The organism is Spirillospora sp. NPDC000708 (genome assembly GCF_040299565.1).
Taxonomy (GTDB): domain Bacteria; phylum Actinomycetota; class Actinomycetes; order Streptosporangiales; family Streptosporangiaceae; genus Spirillospora.
Genome location: NZ_JBEPCJ010000023.1, coordinates 86,464 through 104,957 on the forward strand (window position 1 = coordinate 86,464; position 18,494 = coordinate 104,957).

Consider the following 18,494-nt stretch of genomic DNA (forward strand, 5'->3'; position numbering starts at 1 on the left):
GCAGAAGACCCGCGGAGAGGCCGTGGCCGGGGTCTATAGGGTCGGAGCAAGGACCGAACACGACGAGAGGCGGCAGTATGGCGCAGCAGGTACGCGGGGTCGTCGCACCCGGACGGGGCGAGCCGGTGCGGATCGAGACGATCACCGTTCCCGACCCGGGTCCGGGCGAGGCGGTCGTCCAGGTGCAGGCGTGCGGGGTGTGCCACACCGACCTGCACTACCGCGAGGGCGGCATCAACGACGAGTTCCCGTTCCTGCTGGGGCATGAGGCCGCGGGCGTGGTGGAGTCGGTCGGCGAGGGCGTCACCGAGGTGGCGCCCGGCGACTTCGTCATCCTGAACTGGCGCGCGGTGTGCGGGCAGTGCCGGGCGTGTCTGCGGGGCCGCCCGTGGTACTGCTTCAACACCCATAACGCCGCCCAGAAGATGACCCTTGAGGACGGGACGGAACTGTCGCCCGCGCTCGGCATCGGCGCATTCGCCGACAAGACGCTGGTGGCCGCGGGGCAGTGCACCAAGGTCGACCCGGCCGCCAAGGCGGAGGTCGCGGGGCTGCTGGGCTGCGGAGTGATGGCGGGCCTCGGCGCGGCGATCAACACCGGGAACGTGGGGCGCGGCGACTCGGTCGCGGTCATCGGGTGCGGCGGCGTCGGCGCGGCGGCGGTGCTCGGCGCGCGGCTGGCCGGCGCGGCGAAGATCATCGCGATCGACCTGGACGAGCGCAAGCTCGCCACCGCGTCCTCGCTCGGGGCGACCCACACCGTCCACGCCAAGGGCACCGACGTCGTCGAGGCCGTGCAGGAGCTGACCGGCGGGTTCGGCGCGGACGTCGTCATCGACGCGGTCGGCCGCCCGGAGACCTACAAGCAGGCCTTCTACGCCCGCGACCTGGCCGGAACCGTCGTGCTGGTGGGCGTGCCGACGCCGGAGATGAAGCTGGAACTGCCGCTGCTCGACGTGTTCGGCCGCGGCGGGTCGCTGAAGTCGTCCTGGTACGGCGACTGCCTGCCGTCCCGCGACTTCCCCATGCTCATCGACCTGTACCTGCAGGGCCGCCTCGACCTGGACGCGTTCGTCTCCGAGACGATCGCGCTGGACGGCGTCGAGGCGGCGTTCGAGAAGATGCACCACGGCGACGTGCTGCGCTCGGTGGTGATCCTCTGATGGCCCCCGCTTCGCCACGGGCGCGCATCGATCACGTCGTGACGTCCGGGACGTTCTCCCTGGACGGCGGGACATGGGAGGTCGACAACAACGTCTGGATCGTCGGCGACGACAGCGAGGCGATCGTCATCGACGCCGCGCACGACGCCGACGCGATCGCGGCGGCGGTCGGCGACCGGCGGCTGGTGGCGATCGTGTCCACGCACGGCCACGACGACCACATCGACGCGGCTCCCGCCCTCTCCGCCCGCACCGGCGCGCCCGTCCTGCTGCACCCGGCCGACCTGATGCTCTGGAAGCAGAAGCACCCGGACAAGAGCCCCGACGGCGAGCTGTCCGACGGGCAGGTCATCACGGTCGCGGGCACCGGCCTGACGGTCCTGCACACGCCCGGGCACAGCCCCGGCGCGGTCTGCCTGCACGCCCCGGACCTCGGCACCGTGTTCTCCGGCGACACGCTGTTCAGCGGCGGGCCGGGCGCGACCGGCCGGTCCTTCTCCGACTTCCCGACGATCATCGACTCGATCCGGGAGCGGCTGCTCACGCTCCCGCCGGAGACGGTCGTGCGGACCGGCCACGGCGACTCCACCACCATCGGCGGCGAGGCGCCGCACCTCGACGAATGGATCGCGCGGGGCCACTGATCCAGGCCCGCCTGCGGTACGGGCGGCGATCCCCGGATGCCGGGGGTCGCCGCCTTCCGCGTCGCCGCAGCGTCCGTGCTGCTCCTGGCCGGATTCTCGCTCCCGGGCCGCCCGGCCGCCGCGTCCGGGATATCGTCGCCCGTGGCGGACGAGCCGGAGCGCACGCGCGCGGACCGGAGGTGAGGGGGCGCTGATGCGGCCGAGGGCATCGCTCGCCGCCGCGCTGGCGCTGTGCGGTGCCCTGGCCGGGTGCGGCCGGGCGTCCGGGAGCTCCACGGGCGCGCTGGACGTTCCGCCGCCCACCGCGACCGGCGCGTCCTCTCCCGCCACTTCCCCCGCCGCCTCGCCGGACGTGTCGCCGGAGGCCGACCGGGTGGCACCGCTCGGCAGGCCCGGCGCGTGGCGGATCACCACCTACTACACGGCCGTCGAGAGCCTCCACAAGGGACGCCCCAAGGCCGTCAAAGGCTGCCCCGAGCTGCACTGCTCGCACGGCAGGACGCCGCTCGGCTCCTACCCGGAGGACTTCCTCGCGGTGATCCAGGAGGAGGGCAGCGGGCGGATCACGTCGGGACCGCGGCGCGGCCGGTACCTCAACTGGTCGCACAGCGTCGGCTACTGGCTGGACGACACGACCCGCGACTCCGCCGGCCGCCCGCTGCGGCCGTGGTCGTCCGCCGCCGCCGACAGGTCGGTGCTCGCGCGCGGGCAGCGGTTCGCGATCGTCGACTGCGGCAGGGACGGCAGCGGGCACCGCATCGAGGCGGCGGTGTGCGCGGCGTTCCGGAAGGCGCGCTGGACGGTCACCGACCTGTTCCGCCCCGGCTACGGCGGCGAGAACCACGCCGACGTGTACATCGGCGAGGAGACCGGCCCCGGCTTCGCCGACTCGCCGTTCTACACGACGCTGAGCGGCGCCACCCTCGGCCCGTCCTGAGCCCTAGGCTGGACGCGGCGAGGCGAGCCGCGTCGCCCGGGTGCGGCCCCGGAGGGTGACCTCCTCGCCGAGCTCCCACTGCGCCGCCTCCTCGGGATCCGCCGCGGCGACCAGGGAGCCGGACGCGAGGACGCGCGCCTCGGTCGACTTGGCGAGGTCGGTCAGCCGGGCCGCCTCGTTCACCGGGTCGCCGATCACCGTGTACTCGAACCGCTCCTCGGCGCCGATGTGCCCCGCGACGGCCTCGCCCGCCGACACCCCGACCCCCGCGCGCAGCTCCGGCACCTCCTCGCGAAGGCGGCGGGCCAGCTCCCGGGCGGCGGCCAGGGCGCGGCCGTGCATGCCGTCGAGGGCCAGCGGGGCGCCGAACACCGCGAGCGCGGCGTCCCCCTCGAACTTGTTGATCCAGCCGCCGTGCGCGCCGACCACCTTCACCACCACCGCGAAGAACGCGTTCAGCAGCCCGACGACCTCGGCGGGCGGCCGGTCGGCGGCGAGCCGGGTGGAGCCGGCGATGTCCACGAAGAGCACCGCGACCTCGCGGGTCTCGCCGCCGAGGTCGATGCCGCGCTCGAGCGCGACGCGCGCCACGTCCTCGCCGACCTGCCGGCCGAACAGGTCCTGGAGCCGGGCGTGCTCGCGCAGCCCCGCCGCCATGTGGTTGAACCCGGCCTGCAGCAGCCCGACCTCGCTGGCGTCGTAGACGGGCACCTCCACGTCCAGGTCGCCGCGCTCCACCCGGGCCAGCCCCAGCCGCACCGACTCGACCGGGTCGGCGATCGCGCGCGCCGCGCCGTAGGTGACGGCGAGGCCGATGACCAGCGCGGTGCCGCCGAGCGCGAGGACCGCCAGCGCGAAGTCCCGCACGGTGATCTTCGCGATCACGAACGAGCCGACGGCGAGGGTGATCAGCCCGAGGATCGGCACCGCCGTGCCGAGCCCCCACGCCAGCACCGAGCGCGCCACCACACCCGGCAGCCCCGTGCGGCGCGGCATCTCGCTGCGCAGCGCCGTCGTCACCGCGCGCCGCAGCAGCCGCTCCGTCAGCAGGTAGACGATGGTGCAGGTGGTCAGGCCGCCGAGCAGGCTGGTGAGGCCCAGCTTGACGGCCAGCAGCGTGGAGAACGGCGCGTTGATCACCACCCAGCCGACCGTGCCGATCCCCCACAGCGTCAGGTGCAGCGCCATCAGCCGCAGCGGCCCGTACAGCAGCAGCGACCGCTCGTGCCGGTCCGGCTCGTCGTGCCGCTCCACCAGCCGCCGGACGCGCCGGAAGAACCGCTCGCCGAGGACGAGCCCGGCGGGCACCGCCGCGACGACGTAGGCCGTGAACACCGCGAGGTTGATCGTCTGGAGCCGGTCGGAGACGCGGCCCACCGGATCGGGCACCACGACCGCGAACACCAGCACGACCAGCGCGCCGCCCAGGTTCGCCAGGCCGGTCGCGATCGTCACCAGGATCCTGGCGCGGCGCGCGATGGCGGCGCGGGAGTCGTCCGGCCGGCCGTCGATCAGCCGCCACAGGGGGCCGAGCAGGGGGCGCCCGGCCCGCGGGGCGGATCCGGGCGGTTCGGTCTCCATGAGCGTGCAGGGTATCCGCTGCCGGGCACCTCACTCCCCGTCCCGCCGGCATTACCCCGGGGACGTACCACCGGCTCCGCGGCGGAAGGTTGACCGGTCGGTCAATCAGGAATCACTGAAGTGGACAAAGAGGTCCAAAGGTGATCGTCCCGGAGGAGCGACGGATGGACAGGTTCGCATGGCAGGACGGGGTGGCCTTCGTGGCCGGCCTCGTCGTCCTGGTGGCCCCCGAGCTGTGGGGGGACAACGCGGGCGAGCAGCCGCTCATGGTGCTCGGCGCGCTGCTGATGACGGCCGGCCTGTGGGCGCTGCTCGGCGGCCAGGGCGTCCCGTCGTGGGCGGCGACGGCGTTCGCGCTGCTGATCTTCGTGGCGCCGTGGGCGTTCGGCTTCACCGGCGCGCACGCCTCCGCGTGGACGGCATGGATCGCGGGCGGCGCGGCGGCTATCGTCGGCCTGTGGGGAGCCACCCAGGCGCACGGCGGCAAGCCCGCCGCGGCCTGATCGAGATCCCGCGACGGCCTCGGGCGCACCGCGCCCCGGGGCCGCACGGGCCTGCGGGGGGCGGTGCCGATGGGCGTGCGGCGGACCGGCGCGGCGGCGGACTCGCGCACCCGCATCCTGGACGCGGCGGAGGCGCTGTTCGCCGACCGCGGCTACGAGGCCAGCTCGACGGCGCGCATAGCGAGCCGCGCCCAGGTGCCCAAGGGGCTGGTCTTCCACTACTTCCCGCAGAAGATCGACGTGCTCGTCGCGCTGGTCGACGAGCGGACCTTCGTGGAGGACCCGGCGGACGAGCCCGCCGAGGCCGTCCCCGGCGACCCGGCCGGGACCCTGTCGCGGCTGGCCGGGCGGCTCCCGCTGCACGCCTCGCCCGCGATGCGCCGCATCCTGTTCCGCGAGGCCGACACGCACCGCTCCGTCCGCGACCGGCTGGGACACCTCAACCGGGTGCTGTTCCTGCGCGCCCGCCGCGCTCTGGAGATCGCGCTGCCCGGCGCCCGCGGCGACCAGGCCCGCCTGGAGGCCGCCGCCGCCACCTTCGCCGCCGTGCTGATCTACCAGGAGAACCTCGCCGGCCTCACCGGCCAGCACCTCGACCCCGAAGCCGTCGCGGACCTCCTCACGCGGGCCTTCTAGCAGCGCTCTCGGCGTCAGGGGGCTCGCCGCGCGGTCAGGCCGGCCTCAGCGGCTCCAGGAGGCGGTGGGGGGTGCGGAGGAGGCGGCTGACGGGGTCGTCGCGGTGGCGCGCGCCGGGGCCGGCGTGGATCTCCATGTCCTCCAGCGCAACCGGGCGGCCGCAGGCGGGGCAGACGCCGTCGGTGCCGACCCGGCCGCCGCAGCCGGCGTGGACGAACAGCCGGCACGGCTCGGCGGACAGGTGCTCCTCGCCCCACCGGGCGAGCGTGTGGACGACCGGCCACAGCTCCTTGCCCATGTCCGTCAGCACATAGTCGTGGCCGTCCTTGGCCAGCACGCCGGACTCGACGAGCGCCTGGAGGCGGGCGGACAGCACGGCGCGCGGGACGTCCAGATGGGCGAGGAAGTCGCTGAACCTGCGGACGCCGTAGAAGGCGTCCCGGACGATCAGCAGCGTCCACCGCTCGCCGACGACCTCCAGCGCGCGGGCCAGCGAGCAGTCCTGGGCCGCGTAGTCCTTGCCGAGTGCCATGGCCTTACAGTACCGCCCCATCGGTTCAATGAACGAACCTGACATGCTACGGTCTCCCCACTGAGTTCATTGACTGAACCGATGGGGGCTCCGATGACGACTCTGGCGACACCGCGCGCCGGGCGGCACGCGGCGGGCACCGCCGCCGCGCTGGCGCTGCCGGCCGCCGCGACGCTGCTGGCGCTCATGAACTACACCGCGCCGATGGCCGCGCTCACCGAGACCGCGCACGGGCTGGGGGCGGGGCCGACGGCCCGGATCTGGCTGATGTCGTCGATCAGCCTGGGCCTGGCGGCGGCGCTGCTGGCGACCGGGAGCCTCGCCGACGACCACGGCCGGCGGCGCGTGTTCGCCATCGGCGCCGCCGCGCTCGCCGCGTCCAGCGTCGCCTGCGCCGTCGCGCCGACGACCGGGGTCTTCGTCGCCGGACGGATCGTGCAGGGCGCGGCGAGCGCCGCGCTGCTGGCCACCGGTCTCGGGATCATCGCGGCGGCGTTCCCGCCGGGCCCGCGCCGCGCCCACGCCACCGGGGTGTGGGGCGCGATGCTCGGCCTCGGCATCGCGCTCGGGCCGGTCGCGTCGGCGGGCCTCGCCTCGGCGGCCGGCTGGCGGGCCTGGTACTGGGTCGCGGCCGTCGCGTCGGCGGCGCTCGGCGCGGTCGCGGTGCGGACGCTCGGCGAGTCGCGGGCCGACCGGCCGCGCGGCCTGGACCTGCCGGGGCTGGTCACCATGAGCCTCGGCGTGGCGGCGCTGGTCGCCGCGATCACGTGGGGGCGGGCCGGCTGGACGCGTCCGGGCGTGCTGGCGCTGCTCGGCGCCGCGGCGGTGCTGCTGGCGGCGTTCACCGTCGTGGAGGCGCGGCGCGCCGAGCCGATGCTCGACCTCGGCCTGTTCCGGCGGCCCGCGTTCCTGCTGTCGGTGTCCGGCGCGCTGGTCACCGGCCTCGCCGTCATCGGGATCATGAGCTACCTGGCGACCGTGATGACACTGGTGCTGGGCCTGTCGCCGGTCGTGTCGGCGCTGGTGCTGGCCATCTGGTCCGGGCTGTCGTTCGTCGCCGCGCTGCAGGCCCGCCGGCTGCCGTCCCGGCTGCCCGCGGGGCGGCTGCTCGCCGCCGGGCTAGCGCTCAGCGCGGCCGGCGAGTTCGCGATGCTCGGGCTCGCACCGGACGCGCACTGGTGGCGGCTCGTCCCCGGCCTGGTCGTGTCCGGGGTCGGGAGCGGGCTGGCCAACGCGATGCTCGCGCGGCTGGCCGTGGAGAGCGTGCCCGCCGACCGGGCGAGCATGGGCTCCGGCGCGAACAACACCGCCCGCTACGTCGGCGCGTCCATCGGGGTGGCGGTCGTCGGCGCGATCGCGACCGGGTCCGGCGACGGCCCGTCCGCGCTCGCGCACGGCACCGACGTCGCGATGCTCGTCTCCGCCGTCGTCGCCCTCGCCGGCGCGGCCCTGGCCGTCGCCATCCGCGAGCACGGGTGAGCGCGGCCGGTCAGGCGAGCTCCTCGATGAAGGCGGCGAGCTGGGTGAGGTTGCGGCACTCGAACATCGGAACGAGGTCGCCGTAGCGGGACGCGGCGGAGTCGCCGGTGTCCCACAGCCGCCGCGGCTCGGGGTTCAGCCAGTAGGCGTGCCGCGCCCGGTCGACCATGGACCGCAGGATCGGCAGCGACAGCTCGCCGTAGTTGGAGCGGGCGTCGCCCAGGATGAGCAGCGACGTCTTCGGCGTGATCGCGTCGCGGTACCTGTCGTCGAACACCTTGATGGCGTGGCCGTAGTTGGACCGGCCGGTGATCCAGACGAGGTCGGCCTCGGCGGCCATGCGCGTCATCGCGTCGGTGACGTCCGCGCCCGGCGCGAAGTACTTGGTGATCTCGTCGGTCGCGTCGATGAACGCGAACGCGCGGACCTTGCTGAACTGCTCCCGCAGCGCGAACGTCAGCAGCAGCGTGAAGTGCGCGAACGCCGACACCGAGTCGCTGGCGTCGCACAGCACGACCAGCTCCGGCTTGTGCGGGCGGCGCGGCCGGTAGTGCGTCGTCAGCGGCACTCCCCCGCTGGCCAGCGACGCCCGGACCGTCCGCCGGAAGTCGAGGCGGCCGCGCTTGCCGTGCCGCTGCTTCTGGACGAGCCTGGACGCGAGCTTGCGCGCCAGCGGGTACACCTCGCGGCGCAGCGCGGCGAGGTCGGCGCGGTTGGCGCTGGAGAAGTCGAGGCGCTCCAGCGGCGGCCGGACGGCGAGGCGCGCGGTCCGCTCGACGCCGGTGTCCTCGGCGATGCGGCGGCGCACCTCGCTCGCGACGAGCTCCTCGAACCGGCCGATCCGGTCGCGGAACGTGCGGCGCGCGACGCGCTCGGCCATCCCGCCGCGCTCCTGACCGTTCAGGACGGCGTTGAGCAGCCCGGCCATCAATGTCTCGGGCGACAGCGCCCGCAGCACGCCCGAGGAGAACCACGACTCCTGGCCCGGCGTCCGCCCGTACTCGGCGACGGCCGTCCGGGCGAACTGCCGCAGCGCCGCGTCGTCGCCGGACAGGAACAGCTCCATCAGCTCCCCGCGGCGGCGCTGCACCTCCGGGTCCAGGGCGGGCGGGACGGGGTTGCCGTCCGCGCCGAGCGTCCGGACGGGCCGGTCCTCCTCGCGCACGGCTCCGGCGCCGTCCCCGACCGCGGCCGGGAACCACAGGTCGAACAGCGTGTCGAAGGTCGGACGGTGCTGGGGCCGCTTCACCACCGTGGCGGCGTACGCGGCCCGCAGCGCGCCCCGGTCGAGCAGGTCGACGGCCTGCATCGCGCGGACCGCGTCCAGGCCCTCGGCGACCGACACCGGCAGCCCGGCCTCCCGCAGCGCGGCGACGAACCCGGTGTGCCGGTCGACGAGCGAGGCCATCCGATCAGCCCCTCAGGCCCAGTTCCTTGGCGGCGCGCTCCTGGTCGGACGCGTGCTTGAGGACGACGCCGAGGGTGCGGGCGACGGCCGCCTCGTCCAGCTCGTCGAGGCCGAGCGCGAGCAGCGTGCGGGCCCAGTCGACGGTCTCGGCGATCGACGGCGCCTTCTTGACCTCCAGCGCGCGCAGCGTCCCGACCGTCCGGACGAGCTGCTCGGCCAGCTCCGCCTCGATGCCGGGCACCTGCGCGAGGACGATGTCGCGTTCCCGTTCCGGCGCCGGGTAGTCCAGGTGCAGGTAGAGGCAGCGGCGCTTGAGCGCCTCCGACAGCTCCCGCGCCGCGTTCGAGGTGATCAGCACGAACGGCCGGCGCACCGCGCTGACCGTGCCGAGCTCGGGGATGGTGACCTGGAAGTCCGACAGGACCTCCAGCAGCATGCCCTCGACCTCGACGTCCGCCTTGTCGGCCTCGTCGATCAGCAGGACGGTCGGCTCCGCGCGCCGGATCGCCGCGAGCAGCGGCCGCTCCAGCAGGAACTCCTCGGAGAAGATGTCGTCGTGGGTCTCCTGCCAGGCCCGGTCCGCCGGGGCGGCCTGGATGGCGAGGAGCTGCTTCTTGTAGTTGAACTCGTACAGCGCGCGGGCCTCGTCCAGACCCTCGTAGCACTGGAGCCGGATCAGCTCCGCCCGCGTGGCCGCCGCCACGGCCTTGGCCAGCTCCGTCTTGCCGACCCCGGCGGGGCCCTCGACGAGCAGCGGCTTGCCGAGCGCCTGCGCGAGGAACACGGTGGTGGCGATCGCCTCGTCGGCGAGGTAGCGGACGCCGGCCAGCCTGCGTTCGACGTCGGCGGGCGAGGCGAACGCGCCGTCGCTCGCCGCGGCTCCGGCGTTCCCCGCGTCCCCGGCGTTCTCGGTGGTGTCGGTCATCCCTTGCCCTTGTGTGCGACTGCCTTGGTGTACGTCTGGTTCGTTCCCGCGAACACCAGCTTGGTGTTCTTCTCCGACAGGGACACCCCCCAGTAGGACGCGGTCTTCGGGTCGCCGCCCTGCCAGGAGAAGCGGTACTTCCCGCCGCCCTCGGGGATCGCCGTCCCGCTCCAGAGCCTCTGCCCGCCCTTCACCCACACGCCGCTGCCGTCCGCCGTGAACTGGAAGTAGTCCTTGGCGGTGCCGACCCAGCGGCCGACGAGCGGCTTGACGTCCGCGGGCTTGATCGCGGGGATCGGCCCGAGCGCGGCGGGCGCCGCGCCGGGGGACGCGCTCTCCCCGGCGCCGTCCTCCTTCGTCCCGCCGCCGCATCCGGCCAGGACGAGCGCGGTGGCGGCCGCGCACGCGGCCAGGACGGTCGAGCGTGCCCGCACGGTCACGGAAACCTCCGGCGATTATCGGACGAAAGCGGCAGTTTATCGGCGCCCGGAGCCGTCCCCCCGCTCATCCCTGCGGGGTACGCCGCGGTTGGCACCGCGGAGTGAGGCGGCACCGGCCCCGGCGCGCCTATAACCGAACCATGACGACCCGACGACTGCCTCGCGAGGACCTCGCGGCGGCGCTGGCGGCCCGGCGCGAGCTGGGCCCCGACTACGACGCGGCCTTCATCGAGACGGTCGTGGACCGCATCGAGGAGGCCCTCGACGCGCGTCCCGCCGCCCCGGCCCCGCGCCGCCGCCCCCGCGTGCCCCGCCCGTCCGGGGACGGCGACCACAGCCTGCTGCTGGCGGTGCTGTCGATGCTCGCCGCCATCCCGCTCAGCGCCATCGCGGTCGTGAACGCCGGCGGGGTCGGCCTGTTCCTGGCCTGGTCGGCGATCGTCCTGATCAACATCGCCTACAACTTCCGGCCGCGTTAGCCCAGGGGGACGACCCCCTGGAACCCCCGTCACGGTCGACAGACCGTTTCCCCGCTCCGCTGGCGCTCCGCGGCGAAACAGCCTGTCGACCGCCGGGCAGGCCCGCTGCGCTCGCAGAACTCGCTCCGCGTGCCTGCCCGTACCGGCCACGTCCTTGGGCGCCCGCTACTTGCCGGGTTCGGGGTCGCGGGGGAGGCCGAGGAGCCGCTCGCCGATGATGTTCAGCTGCACCTCGGTGGTGCCGCCGTAGATCGTCATCGCGCGGCTGAACAGCATGGCCCGGGCGATGATCCCGCTCTCGGCCATCGGCGTCTCGGTGGCCGCCGCCTCGCCCTGCGCCGCCCAGCAGTAGTCGGCGACGTCCTGGTTGAACTGCACGCCGAGCAGCTTGCGGACGCTCGCCTCGGCGCCCGGCTCCACGCCGTTGAGCTGCTTCAGCGTGGTCCGCAGCCCCAGCAGGTCGATCGACTGGCCCTGCGCGACCAGCTTGCCGACCTCGGCGGCCGCGACCGCGTCCAGCTCCCGGCCCTTGAAGAAGTTCAGCAGCTCGGGCACGCCCATGCCGAGGCCGCCGCCGGTCGACAGCGACACCCGCTCGTTGGACAGCGTGTTGCGGGCGACCTGCCAGCCCTTGTCGACCTCGCCGACCACGCAGTCGTCCGGGACGAACACCCCGTCGAGGAACACCTCGTTGAACAGCGCGTCGCCGGTCAGCTCCCGCAGCGGCCGCACGTCCACGCCCGGCGACTTCATGTCGACCAGGAAGTAGGTGATGCCGTCGTGCTTGGGCGCGTCGGGGTTCGTGCGGGCGATGCAGAAGCCCCACTGCGCGTGCTGCGCCACCGACGTCCAGATCTTCTGGCCGGTCAGCTTCCAGCCGCCCTCGACGCGCTCGGCCTTCATCGACAGCGACGCCAGGTCCGACCCGGCGCCCGGCTCGGAGAACAGCTGGCACCACACCATCTGGCCGCGCAGCGTCGGCCGCAGGAACCGCTCCTTCTGCTCCTCGGAGCCGTAGCGGACGAGCGACGGCACCAGCCACGCGCCGATCACCAGGTTCGGCGCCTTGACCCCGGCGGCCTTCAGCTCCTGCTGGATGAGGATCTGCTCGACCGGGCCCGCGCCGCGTCCCCACGGCTTGGGGAAGTGCGGGACGGTCCAGCCGTCGTCGCCCATCTTGACCTTGAGGGCGTCCTTGTCCTCGATCGCCGCGAGCTCGGCGACCTCGGCGCGGATCCGCTCGCGCAGCGGCTGCGCGCCCTCGTCCAGCTCCAGCTCGACCTCGCGGCGGCCGCCGTCGAGCGCGAGCGCCGCGACCTTGGCGGCCCAGTCCTTGGCCGGGCCGAGCAGCGCCCGCAGCGTCAGCGCGCGGCGCAGGTAGATGTGCGCGTCGTGCTCCCAGGTGAACCCGATGCCGCCGAGCATCTGGATCGCGTCCCGGGCGGTCTGCACGCCCGCGTCCGCCGCGATCACCGCCGCGACGGCGGCGGCGAACCCGGCGTCCTCGATGCCCTCGTCCAGCGCGCGGGCGGCGTCCCACGCGGCGGCGCGGGCCTGCTCCAGCGCGATCAGCGCGCGTGCGGCCTTGTGCTTGACGCCCTGGAACTGCCCGATCGGGCGGCCGAACTGCTCGCGCACCTTGGCGTACTCGGCGGCGGTGTTCACCAGCCACCCGGCCAGGCCCGCGGCCTCGGCGCCGAACAGCGTCGCGGCCAGGTCGCGGACGCGGCCGCCGGTCACCCCGTCCAGCACCCGGTCGGCGGCGACGGCGACGCCGCCGGCCTCGACCGCGGCGACCCGGCGGACCCGGTCCAGGCTCGCCACCGCGGTGATCTTCAGGTCGGCGGCGTCCACCGCGCCCCACTGCTCCTCGTCGCCCCCGGACCCGCTCACGGTGACGGGCAGGACGACCACGTCGGCGAGCAGAGCGCCCAGCACCGTCGCCGCCGAGCCGGACACCGTCAGCGCGTCGCCGTCGCGGGTGCCGGTCAGGCCCCCCGACAGCGCGACCGCGCCGGTCCGCGACCCGTCCGCGAGCCCCGGCAGCAGCTCGGCGCGCAGCTTGGCGTTGCTGGACGCGTCGATCACCGAGCTCGCCAGCACCGTCGGCAGGAACGGGCCGGGCGCCGCGGCCCGGCCCAGCTCCTCCAGCACCACGGCCAGCTCCAGCAGGCCGTAGCCCTGCCCGCCGTGCTCCTCGTCCAGATGCAGGCCCAGCAGGCCCTGCTCGGCCAGGGCCGGCCAGAACCCGGGCCGGGTCTCCTCGTCCGCGTCCAGCGCGGCGCGGACGGCCGTCGCCGGGATGTTGCGCTCGGCGAAGCCGCGCACCGAATCGGCGAGCGCCTCGTGCTCCTCGGTCAGCCCGATGGCCATGTGTCGAACCCTCTCTCAGACCGCGTGTCGACAGCGATTCTAGAACAGGATTCGGGTCACGTGGGGCAGTGATTCCGCTCTCACCGGCCGCCTCACCGGCCGGAGGTCCGCGAGGCCCGCTCGCCGCCCGCGCCGGCCTCCCCGGCGGGCTCGTCCCGCCCCTGGTCAGCGGCACCGCGGGCGCGGTCCCCGACGGTCAGGCTCGCGACGGTGGTGGCCGCCAGCGTGCCGGCGATCACCGCGAGCGACAGCCAGATCGGCACGTCCGGCGCCCAGGCGACACCGTACTCGTGCAGCGCGTGGAAGATCAGCTTGACCCCGATGAAGCCGAGGATGAACGCCAGCCCGTGCCCGAGGTACACCAGCCGGTCGGTCAGCCCGCCCAGCAGGAAGTACAGCTGGACCAGGCCCATCAGCGCGAACGCGTTGGCGGTGAACACCAGGTACGGCTCGGTGGTCAGCCCGAAGATCGCCGGGATGGAGTCCAGCGCGAACAGCACGTCGGTGGAGCCGATCGCGATCATCACGATCATCAGCGGGGTGACCATGCGGCGGCCCCCGCGCCGGGTGAGGAACCGCGAGCCGTCGTACTCGTCGGACGTCGGGATGACGCGCTTGGCCCAGCGCAGGACCGCGTTCTCCTTGAACTCGTCGTCGTCACCGCCGCGCACGAGCCCGTAGGCCGTCCACAGCAGGAACGCGCCGAAGATGAAGAAGACCCAGGTGAAGGTGGAGATCGCGGCCGCGCCGACCGCGATGAACGCGCCGCGCAGCACCAGCGCGATGACGATGCCCGCCATCAGGACGGTGTGCTGCGCGTGCTTGGGCACCGCGAACCGCGTCAGGATCACCATGAACACGAAGAGGTTGTCGACGCTGAGGCTCTTCTCGGTGACGAAGCCGCCGAAGTACTGCGCGGCGTGCTGCCCTCCGGAGAACAGCCAGACGCCGAGGCCGAACAGCACGGCGAGGCCGATGTAGACGACCGACCAGAAGGCGGCCCTGCGGGTGGTGAACTCCCGCGTGTCGTTGCGGTGGATGACCAGCAGGTCGACGGCGATGACGGCGAGGATCCCGGCGAGCGTCAGGATCCACACCCAGGGTGCGACGGACAACGTGAAACCTCCGGCGGACGTGGTCGAGCGCCGGAGGTCTCTCCCGCCCCCGGGGCGAGGGCCGCGGGCGCCGGGCCGGTGCGGACCGGCCGTGCTGACGACACCCGTGCGCGGGGATACTCCCCTCCACTTGCCCTGTTCGACGCCGGACGCCGCCCCAGGGTTCCCGGCTCCCGCACATTTCTCGGCATTCCCGCGAACCCGGCCCCGCCGTGCGGCATCTAAGGCCCGGCGCGGGCGGGTCAGCGGCGCGCCGCGCTCAGCTCCAGGTAGACGGCGGCGAGCTGGTCGACGGCGTCGGCCTCGTCCGGGAGCTCCGCGGCGCGCTGCGCGGCGGCGGCGCCGAGCCGCACCGCAAGCGCGGAGTCGTCCAGGATCCGCCGGACGGCGCGGGCGAGCGCGTCGGCGTCCCCGGGCGGCACCAGCAGCGCCGCCTCGCTCTCCGGCCCCTGTAGCAGCGCCCCGTCGCCGGCCGGCCGGTCGTCCGCGCCGACCATCCGGGGGATCCCGCCGACCCGGGCGGCGACCAGCGGCCGCCCGGCCCGCAGGATCTCCTGCACGATGAGCGGCTGCCCCTCCCACACGCTCGGCACCACCGCGACGTCCGCGGCGGCCAGCAGCGCCGGCACGTCGCCACGGCGGCCCAGCAGCCGGACGGGCAGGTCCTCCGCCTCGATCCGGGCGCGCAGCTCCTCCTCCAGCGGGCCGTCGCCGGCGATCGCGACCAGCGGCGGCGGGGTCCGGCCGGTCCAGGTGCGCGAGGCGTCCAGCAGCGTCGGCAGGCCCTTCTGCTCGGCGAGCCGGCCGACGGCGAGGATCAGCGGCCGGTCCCCCACGCCCAGCTCCGCCCGCACGTCGGCGCGGACGGCCGGGCCCGGATGCTCGCGCGGGACGGGCGCCGGGACCAGCGCGTACCCGACCGACCGGGCGCCGAGGGAGCGCATCCGCTCCTCCAGGTCCGGCGAGACGCCGAGGACCAGCGCCGCGCCGCGCGCGACGATCCGCTCCAGCGCCCCGTAGATCGCGGCGGTCCGGCCGCCGGTGATGACCGCGTTGTGCAGCGTGACGACCAGCGGCGGCCCGCCGCGCGAGAACCGCAGCGGGCCCGGCGCGACGCGCGCGCAGGCCGCGACGGCGAGGGCGCCGGCGCGCAGCCCGTGCGCGTGGACGACGTCGGCGCCGCGCAGCAGCCTCCGCAGCCGCGCGACCGCCCGGGCGTCGCGCACCGGGCGGGGCCGGTCGGCGACGTCCACCTCCTCGAAGCGGGCGCCGCCCTCGGTGAACCCGAACAGCCGCTCGGTCTCGGCCGGCCCGCAGACCACCACCCGCGCGCCGCGCGCGGCCAGGCGCTCCGCGACGGACCGGACGTGCCGCCCGACGCCGCCCGCGGCCGTCCCGAGGACGAGCGCGACGCGCAGCCCGTCCAGATCGGGGACCGCGGGCGCCGCCGGCCCGCCGGAGCCGGCCGGCTTCTCGGACATGTTCGTCTCCTCAGGCACTGCGAGCGACCTTCCGGGTGAGGACGGCCCGCAGGTCCCGGCCGTCGACCACGAACGCGATGATCAGGAACACGGCGGCGGCGACCAGCGCGGCCAGCGCCCCCGTGCCGATGTTGCGGAGCTGCCCGGCGAGGCCGGGCGCGCCGACGCCGAGGACCGCGGCCGTCCCGTAGCCCGCGGCGGCGCCCGCGCAGGCGCCGAGCACCCCCGCGGCCAGCACCCGCCCGAGCCCGTGCACGGCACCCGCGCCCCGGGCGCGCAGCAGCGTGCCGACCAGCAGCACGCCCGCCACGGTCATGCCGGCGGCGTTGCCCGCGCCGAGGCCCGCCACGACCCATTTCGGATCGAGGACCCACAGCGTCAGCACCACGTCGACCGCCGCCACCACGACCCAGCCCACGACCACCGCGATCGCGCCCATCCGGCCGCGATGGCAGGCGTACAGGACGCGGCCGAGGTGCGCGACCAGCCCGTACCCGAGCAGGCCGGGCGCGAAGGCGAGCACCGCGCGGGCCAGCACCTCCTGCTGGTCGGGATGGCCCGGGTTGAACACCACCGAGACCGGCACCGCCACCGCCGCCAGCACGGCCGCCCCGGCGCACGAGACCAGGATCACCGCGCGGGTGGTGGCGGCGGTGACCTGGTCGAACCTGGCGTGCTCCCCCGCGCTCATCCGCGCGGACAGCATCGGGAACGCGCTGGTGGCGATCGGCACCGCCAGGATCGCCCAGGGCAGCAGGTAGATCGCCCAGGCGTACTGGTAGTTCGCGAGCGCGCCGCGGGTGCCGCGCGAGCTGAGCCGCACGATCAGCAGCGTCGACAGCTGCTGCGCCGCGACCGTCGCGATCCCCGCCAGCGCCAGCCGCCGCACGCGCCGCGCCACCCCGTCCGGGAACCGCAGCGTGGGACGCAACCGCAGGCGCAGCCGCCACGCGGCGACCCCGGCCGTCGCGGCCATCGCGACGCCGCCGAGCGCCGTGCCGACCGACAGCGTCAGCTCGGCGTCCAGCGGCAGCCCGGCCAGGTCGTTCTCGAACCCCCGGCCGAGCGGCGCGTAGGCGACGTACGCGCCGATCACCACCAGGCTCGACACCAGCGGCGCCAGCGCGGGCGCCACGAACCGGCGGTGCGACTGCAGCAGCCCGTACAGCACGACGGCCGCCCCGTACATCACCATCTGCACGGACTGGATCGCCAGCATGTCCCCGCCGACGCGCACCACGTCGTCGCGCGAGCATCCCTGCAGATGCTCGGAGACCGCCAGGTCCATCAGCGGATGGGAGAGCCCCGCCATCAGCGCCGTGAGCGGCAGCATCAGCAGCACGATCCAGGTCAGCAGCGCCGAGGCGGTCCGGCGGACCTCGGCGCGGTCGCCGCGCTCGGCGGGCCCGGCCAGCACCGGGACGACCATGCTGGCCAGCGCGCCGCCCGCCACGATCTCGTAGATGCTGCTGGGCAGCTGCGTCGCGCTGAAGTACGCCTGGCTCAGGCAGGACGTGGTGACCGTCTGCGAGAAGGAGTACGTCCGCCCGAACCCGGCGAGCCGCGCCAGCACCGTGATGACCCCGATCACCACGGCGGCGCCGGCGAGGCCGCCGGTCAGCCGCCGCAGCGCGGACCCGCGCGGCGACGGCGTCACGGCGTCGCCGTCGTGCTCATCGGGCGGCCCGCCGCCCGCCGGCGGGTCGCTCGGCGAGGTGCGGGACGGGGTGTTGGCGGGCATCGGTGAGGGGCACTCGTCACGGAAGGCGCTGTCGGGACCGGCGGGGGCTCCGCGATCCTACGCGGGGTCCGCGGTGACGCCGTCGCCGGCGGGGCCCGACTGCGGCGGCACGTGCGGCCGGAACGCGTCCTCCATGTCCGGCTTGTCGGCCGCGGCGGCGGCCGCCGGGGCGGGCGCCGCGACGGGGCGCCGGCCGAGCATGTCGATCCGGTTCAGCACCGGGTTCGCCGCGATGACCTTGGTGAAGCTGACGAACTCGCTGGCCGCGTTCAGCGCGACGAGCCCGCCCAGCACGGCCAGCCGGGGACCGCGGCCGAGCCGCGTCGCGGCCAGGCCGAGCAGCGCGCCGAGCGCGTTGGAGCCGGTGTCGCCGAGCATCGCCCGCTCGGCGAGGTCCTCGGGCAGCAGCGCCGCGGCGGCGCCCAGCGGCGCGGCGGCGACGGCCGACGACGGCCGGGCCAGCGCCAGCGGCGTCCCGGTGATGACGCCGACCTTGATGGCGCGGCCGGGCCGCAGGTCGAACAGGTTCATCAGGTTGGCGCCGCCCGCCACGATCGCGCCGTTCACGACGGTGTCGAGCGCGCGGCCGCGCCGCGTCGGAGCGGGCGACCCGGCGATCGCGGCGGCGGCCAGCCCGGTCGCGCCGATGCCGAGGATCTTCACCGCGCCGCTGGTCACCTCGCCGCGGGCGAGCGCGCCGAGATGGCCCTTGAAACCGCGGGACGACGCCGAGCCCGCCAGGTCGTCGTAGCCGCCGAGGATCCCCGACGCGGCGCCCGCGAGCAGCGCGGCGGCGCGGGTGCGGCCGGTCGCGCCGGGCACCAGCAGCCCGGCCGCGGCGGCGCCCGCCACCAGCGCGGGGCCCTCCAGCAGCGTGACCGGCTCGCCGCGGTGGTTGGTGCGGTCCCACACCTCCTCGCCCGGCAGGCCGTTGAGGCCCGGCGGACGCCGCGTCAGCGCGACGTACGCGGCCCGCGCCGCGACGGCGCCCAGGCCCATCCCCGCCAGCAGCCGCGCGCCCCTCGCCGACCCCGAGGCGATGCGTCGGTTCATCAGG

Annotated in this window: 17 protein-coding genes; 7 read left to right on the forward strand and 10 right to left on the reverse strand. The window is 75.1% G+C overall.

Going from position 1 to position 18,494, the window contains the following annotated elements; all coding sequences use genetic code 11:
* The first annotated feature begins 77 nt into the window (after window positions 1-77).
* The 3 genes from ABT299_RS18780 to ABT299_RS18790 all read left to right on the forward strand — a co-directional run bounded on the left by ABT299_RS18780 (window position 78) and on the right by ABT299_RS18790 (window position 2,744).
* Entirely contained in the window at window positions 78-1,163 is a 1,086-nt protein-coding gene (locus tag ABT299_RS18780; RefSeq protein ID WP_500251534.1) for an S-(hydroxymethyl)mycothiol dehydrogenase, read from the forward strand.
* Window positions 1,163-1,807 carry an MBL fold metallo-hydrolase gene (locus ABT299_RS18785; protein ID WP_387017734.1) on the forward strand — a complete coding sequence of 215 codons (645 nt, stop codon included), beginning with the start codon at window positions 1,163-1,165 and terminating at the stop codon, window positions 1,805-1,807. The genes ABT299_RS18780 and ABT299_RS18785 overlap by 1 nt, the downstream gene beginning before the upstream one ends.
* Window positions 1,808-2,000: 193 nt before the next feature.
* The gene (locus ABT299_RS18790) at window positions 2,001-2,744 is read left to right on the forward strand and encodes a hypothetical protein (RefSeq protein ID WP_190866241.1); all 744 of its coding nucleotides are present in this window, start codon (window positions 2,001-2,003) and stop codon (window positions 2,742-2,744) included.
* Between the two features lie 3 nt (window positions 2,745-2,747).
* Here ABT299_RS18790 and ABT299_RS18795 read toward each other — a convergent pair whose 3' ends face one another.
* Entirely contained in the window at window positions 2,748-4,325 is a 1,578-nt protein-coding gene (locus tag ABT299_RS18795; RefSeq protein ID WP_387017731.1) for an adenylate/guanylate cyclase domain-containing protein, read from the reverse strand.
* A gap of 164 nt (window positions 4,326-4,489) precedes the next feature.
* On the opposite strand from ABT299_RS18795, the gene ABT299_RS18800 reads away from it, so the two are divergent.
* Window positions 4,490-4,828, forward strand: coding sequence for an SPW repeat domain-containing protein (locus tag ABT299_RS18800; protein WP_387017728.1), 339 nt, complete (start codon window positions 4,490-4,492; stop codon window positions 4,826-4,828).
* A gap of 69 nt (window positions 4,829-4,897) precedes the next feature.
* On the forward strand, window positions 4,898-5,464 hold the full coding sequence (locus ABT299_RS18805; protein ID WP_433154051.1) for a TetR/AcrR family transcriptional regulator: 567 nt from the start codon (window positions 4,898-4,900) through the stop codon (window positions 5,462-5,464).
* A 34-nt stretch (window positions 5,465-5,498) separates the two neighbouring features.
* Here ABT299_RS18805 and ABT299_RS18810 read toward each other — a convergent pair whose 3' ends face one another.
* The gene (locus ABT299_RS18810) at window positions 5,499-5,996 is read right to left on the reverse strand and encodes a winged helix-turn-helix transcriptional regulator (protein ID WP_190866233.1); all 498 of its coding nucleotides are present in this window, start codon (window positions 5,994-5,996) and stop codon (window positions 5,499-5,501) included.
* A 93-nt stretch (window positions 5,997-6,089) separates the two neighbouring features.
* Here ABT299_RS18810 and ABT299_RS18815 point away from each other — a divergent pair, with 93 nt between their 5' ends.
* Entirely contained in the window at window positions 6,090-7,475 is a 1,386-nt protein-coding gene (locus ABT299_RS18815; protein ID WP_387017724.1) for an MFS transporter, read from the forward strand.
* A 10-nt stretch (window positions 7,476-7,485) separates the two neighbouring features.
* Here the strand turns inward: ABT299_RS18815 and ABT299_RS18820 are convergent, their stop codons facing one another.
* From ABT299_RS18820 to ABT299_RS18830, 3 genes are read right to left on the reverse strand one after another with little or no spacing between them, the layout of a single operon-like run.
* Window positions 7,486-8,883, reverse strand: a complete 1,398-nt coding sequence (locus tag ABT299_RS18820; RefSeq protein ID WP_387017721.1) for a vWA domain-containing protein — start codon at window positions 8,881-8,883, stop codon at window positions 7,486-7,488.
* A 4-nt stretch (window positions 8,884-8,887) separates the two neighbouring features.
* Entirely contained in the window at window positions 8,888-9,808 is a 921-nt protein-coding gene (locus ABT299_RS18825) for an AAA family ATPase (RefSeq protein ID WP_190866227.1), read from the reverse strand.
* Window positions 9,805-10,248 carry a hypothetical protein gene (locus ABT299_RS18830; protein ID WP_387017718.1) on the reverse strand — a complete coding sequence of 148 codons (444 nt, stop codon included), beginning with the start codon at window positions 10,246-10,248 and terminating at the stop codon, window positions 9,805-9,807. The genes ABT299_RS18825 and ABT299_RS18830 overlap by 4 nt, the downstream gene beginning before the upstream one ends.
* Window positions 10,249-10,388: 140 nt before the next feature.
* Here ABT299_RS18830 and ABT299_RS18835 point away from each other — a divergent pair, with 140 nt between their 5' ends.
* Window positions 10,389-10,727: a hypothetical protein gene (locus tag ABT299_RS18835; protein ID WP_190866225.1), complete on the forward strand. Its 339-nt coding sequence runs from the start codon at window positions 10,389-10,391 to the stop codon at window positions 10,725-10,727.
* A gap of 165 nt (window positions 10,728-10,892) precedes the next feature.
* Here ABT299_RS18835 and ABT299_RS18840 read toward each other — a convergent pair whose 3' ends face one another.
* The 5 genes from ABT299_RS18840 to ABT299_RS18860 form a co-directional block, all read right to left on the reverse strand.
* Window positions 10,893-13,100, reverse strand: coding sequence for an acyl-CoA dehydrogenase family protein (locus ABT299_RS18840; RefSeq protein WP_500251535.1), 2,208 nt, complete (start codon window positions 13,098-13,100; stop codon window positions 10,893-10,895).
* Window positions 13,101-13,192: 92 nt separating this feature from the next.
* On the reverse strand, window positions 13,193-14,215 hold the full coding sequence (locus ABT299_RS18845; RefSeq protein ID WP_190866221.1) for a TerC family protein: 1,023 nt from the start codon (window positions 14,213-14,215) through the stop codon (window positions 13,193-13,195).
* A 242-nt stretch (window positions 14,216-14,457) separates the two neighbouring features.
* A complete protein-coding gene (locus ABT299_RS18850; RefSeq protein ID WP_500251536.1) occupies window positions 14,458-15,696 on the reverse strand; it encodes a glycosyltransferase family 4 protein in 1,239 nt (412 codons plus the stop codon).
* A gap of 10 nt (window positions 15,697-15,706) precedes the next feature.
* Window positions 15,707-17,437 (reverse strand): murein biosynthesis integral membrane protein MurJ, encoded by a 1,731-nt coding sequence (gene murJ, locus ABT299_RS18855; protein ID WP_190866217.1) that lies wholly within the window; start codon window positions 17,435-17,437, stop codon window positions 15,707-15,709.
* A gap of 57 nt (window positions 17,438-17,494) precedes the next feature.
* Window positions 17,495-18,490: a hypothetical protein gene (locus ABT299_RS18860; RefSeq protein ID WP_241756364.1), complete on the reverse strand. Its 996-nt coding sequence runs from the start codon at window positions 18,488-18,490 to the stop codon at window positions 17,495-17,497.
* Window positions 18,491-18,494: the final 4 nt, after the last annotated feature.

Excerpts from the sequence above, each read along its gene's own strand:
- ABT299_RS18780 (WP_500251534.1), top strand. The coding sequence starts at position 78 with ATGGCGCAGCAGGTACGCGGGGTCGTCGCACCCGGACGGGGCGAGCCG.
- ABT299_RS18785 (WP_387017734.1), top strand. The coding sequence starts at position 1,163 with ATGGCCCCCGCTTCGCCACGGGCGCGCATCGATCACGTCGTGACGTCC.
- ABT299_RS18790 (WP_190866241.1), top strand. The coding sequence starts at position 2,001 with ATGCGGCCGAGGGCATCGCTCGCCGCCGCGCTGGCGCTGTGCGGTGCC.
- ABT299_RS18795 (WP_387017731.1), bottom strand. The coding sequence starts at position 4,325 with ATGGAGACCGAACCGCCCGGATCCGCCCCGCGGGCCGGGCGCCCCCTG.
- ABT299_RS18800 (WP_387017728.1), top strand. The coding sequence starts at position 4,490 with ATGGACAGGTTCGCATGGCAGGACGGGGTGGCCTTCGTGGCCGGCCTC.
- ABT299_RS18805 (WP_433154051.1), top strand. The coding sequence starts at position 4,898 with ATGGGCGTGCGGCGGACCGGCGCGGCGGCGGACTCGCGCACCCGCATC.
- ABT299_RS18810 (WP_190866233.1), bottom strand. The coding sequence starts at position 5,996 with ATGGCACTCGGCAAGGACTACGCGGCCCAGGACTGCTCGCTGGCCCGC.
- ABT299_RS18815 (WP_387017724.1), top strand. The coding sequence starts at position 6,090 with ATGACGACTCTGGCGACACCGCGCGCCGGGCGGCACGCGGCGGGCACC.
- ABT299_RS18820 (WP_387017721.1), bottom strand. The coding sequence starts at position 8,883 with ATGGCCTCGCTCGTCGACCGGCACACCGGGTTCGTCGCCGCGCTGCGG.
- ABT299_RS18825 (WP_190866227.1), bottom strand. The coding sequence starts at position 9,808 with ATGACCGACACCACCGAGAACGCCGGGGACGCGGGGAACGCCGGAGCC.
- ABT299_RS18835 (WP_190866225.1), top strand. The coding sequence starts at position 10,389 with ATGACGACCCGACGACTGCCTCGCGAGGACCTCGCGGCGGCGCTGGCG.
- ABT299_RS18840 (WP_500251535.1), bottom strand. The coding sequence starts at position 13,100 with ATGGCCATCGGGCTGACCGAGGAGCACGAGGCGCTCGCCGATTCGGTG.
- ABT299_RS18850 (WP_500251536.1), bottom strand. The coding sequence starts at position 15,696 with ATGTCCGAGAAGCCGGCCGGCTCCGGCGGGCCGGCGGCGCCCGCGGTC.
- murJ (WP_190866217.1), bottom strand. The coding sequence starts at position 17,437 with ATGCCCGCCAACACCCCGTCCCGCACCTCGCCGAGCGACCCGCCGGCG.
- ABT299_RS18860 (WP_241756364.1), bottom strand. The coding sequence starts at position 18,490 with ATGAACCGACGCATCGCCTCGGGGTCGGCGAGGGGCGCGCGGCTGCTG.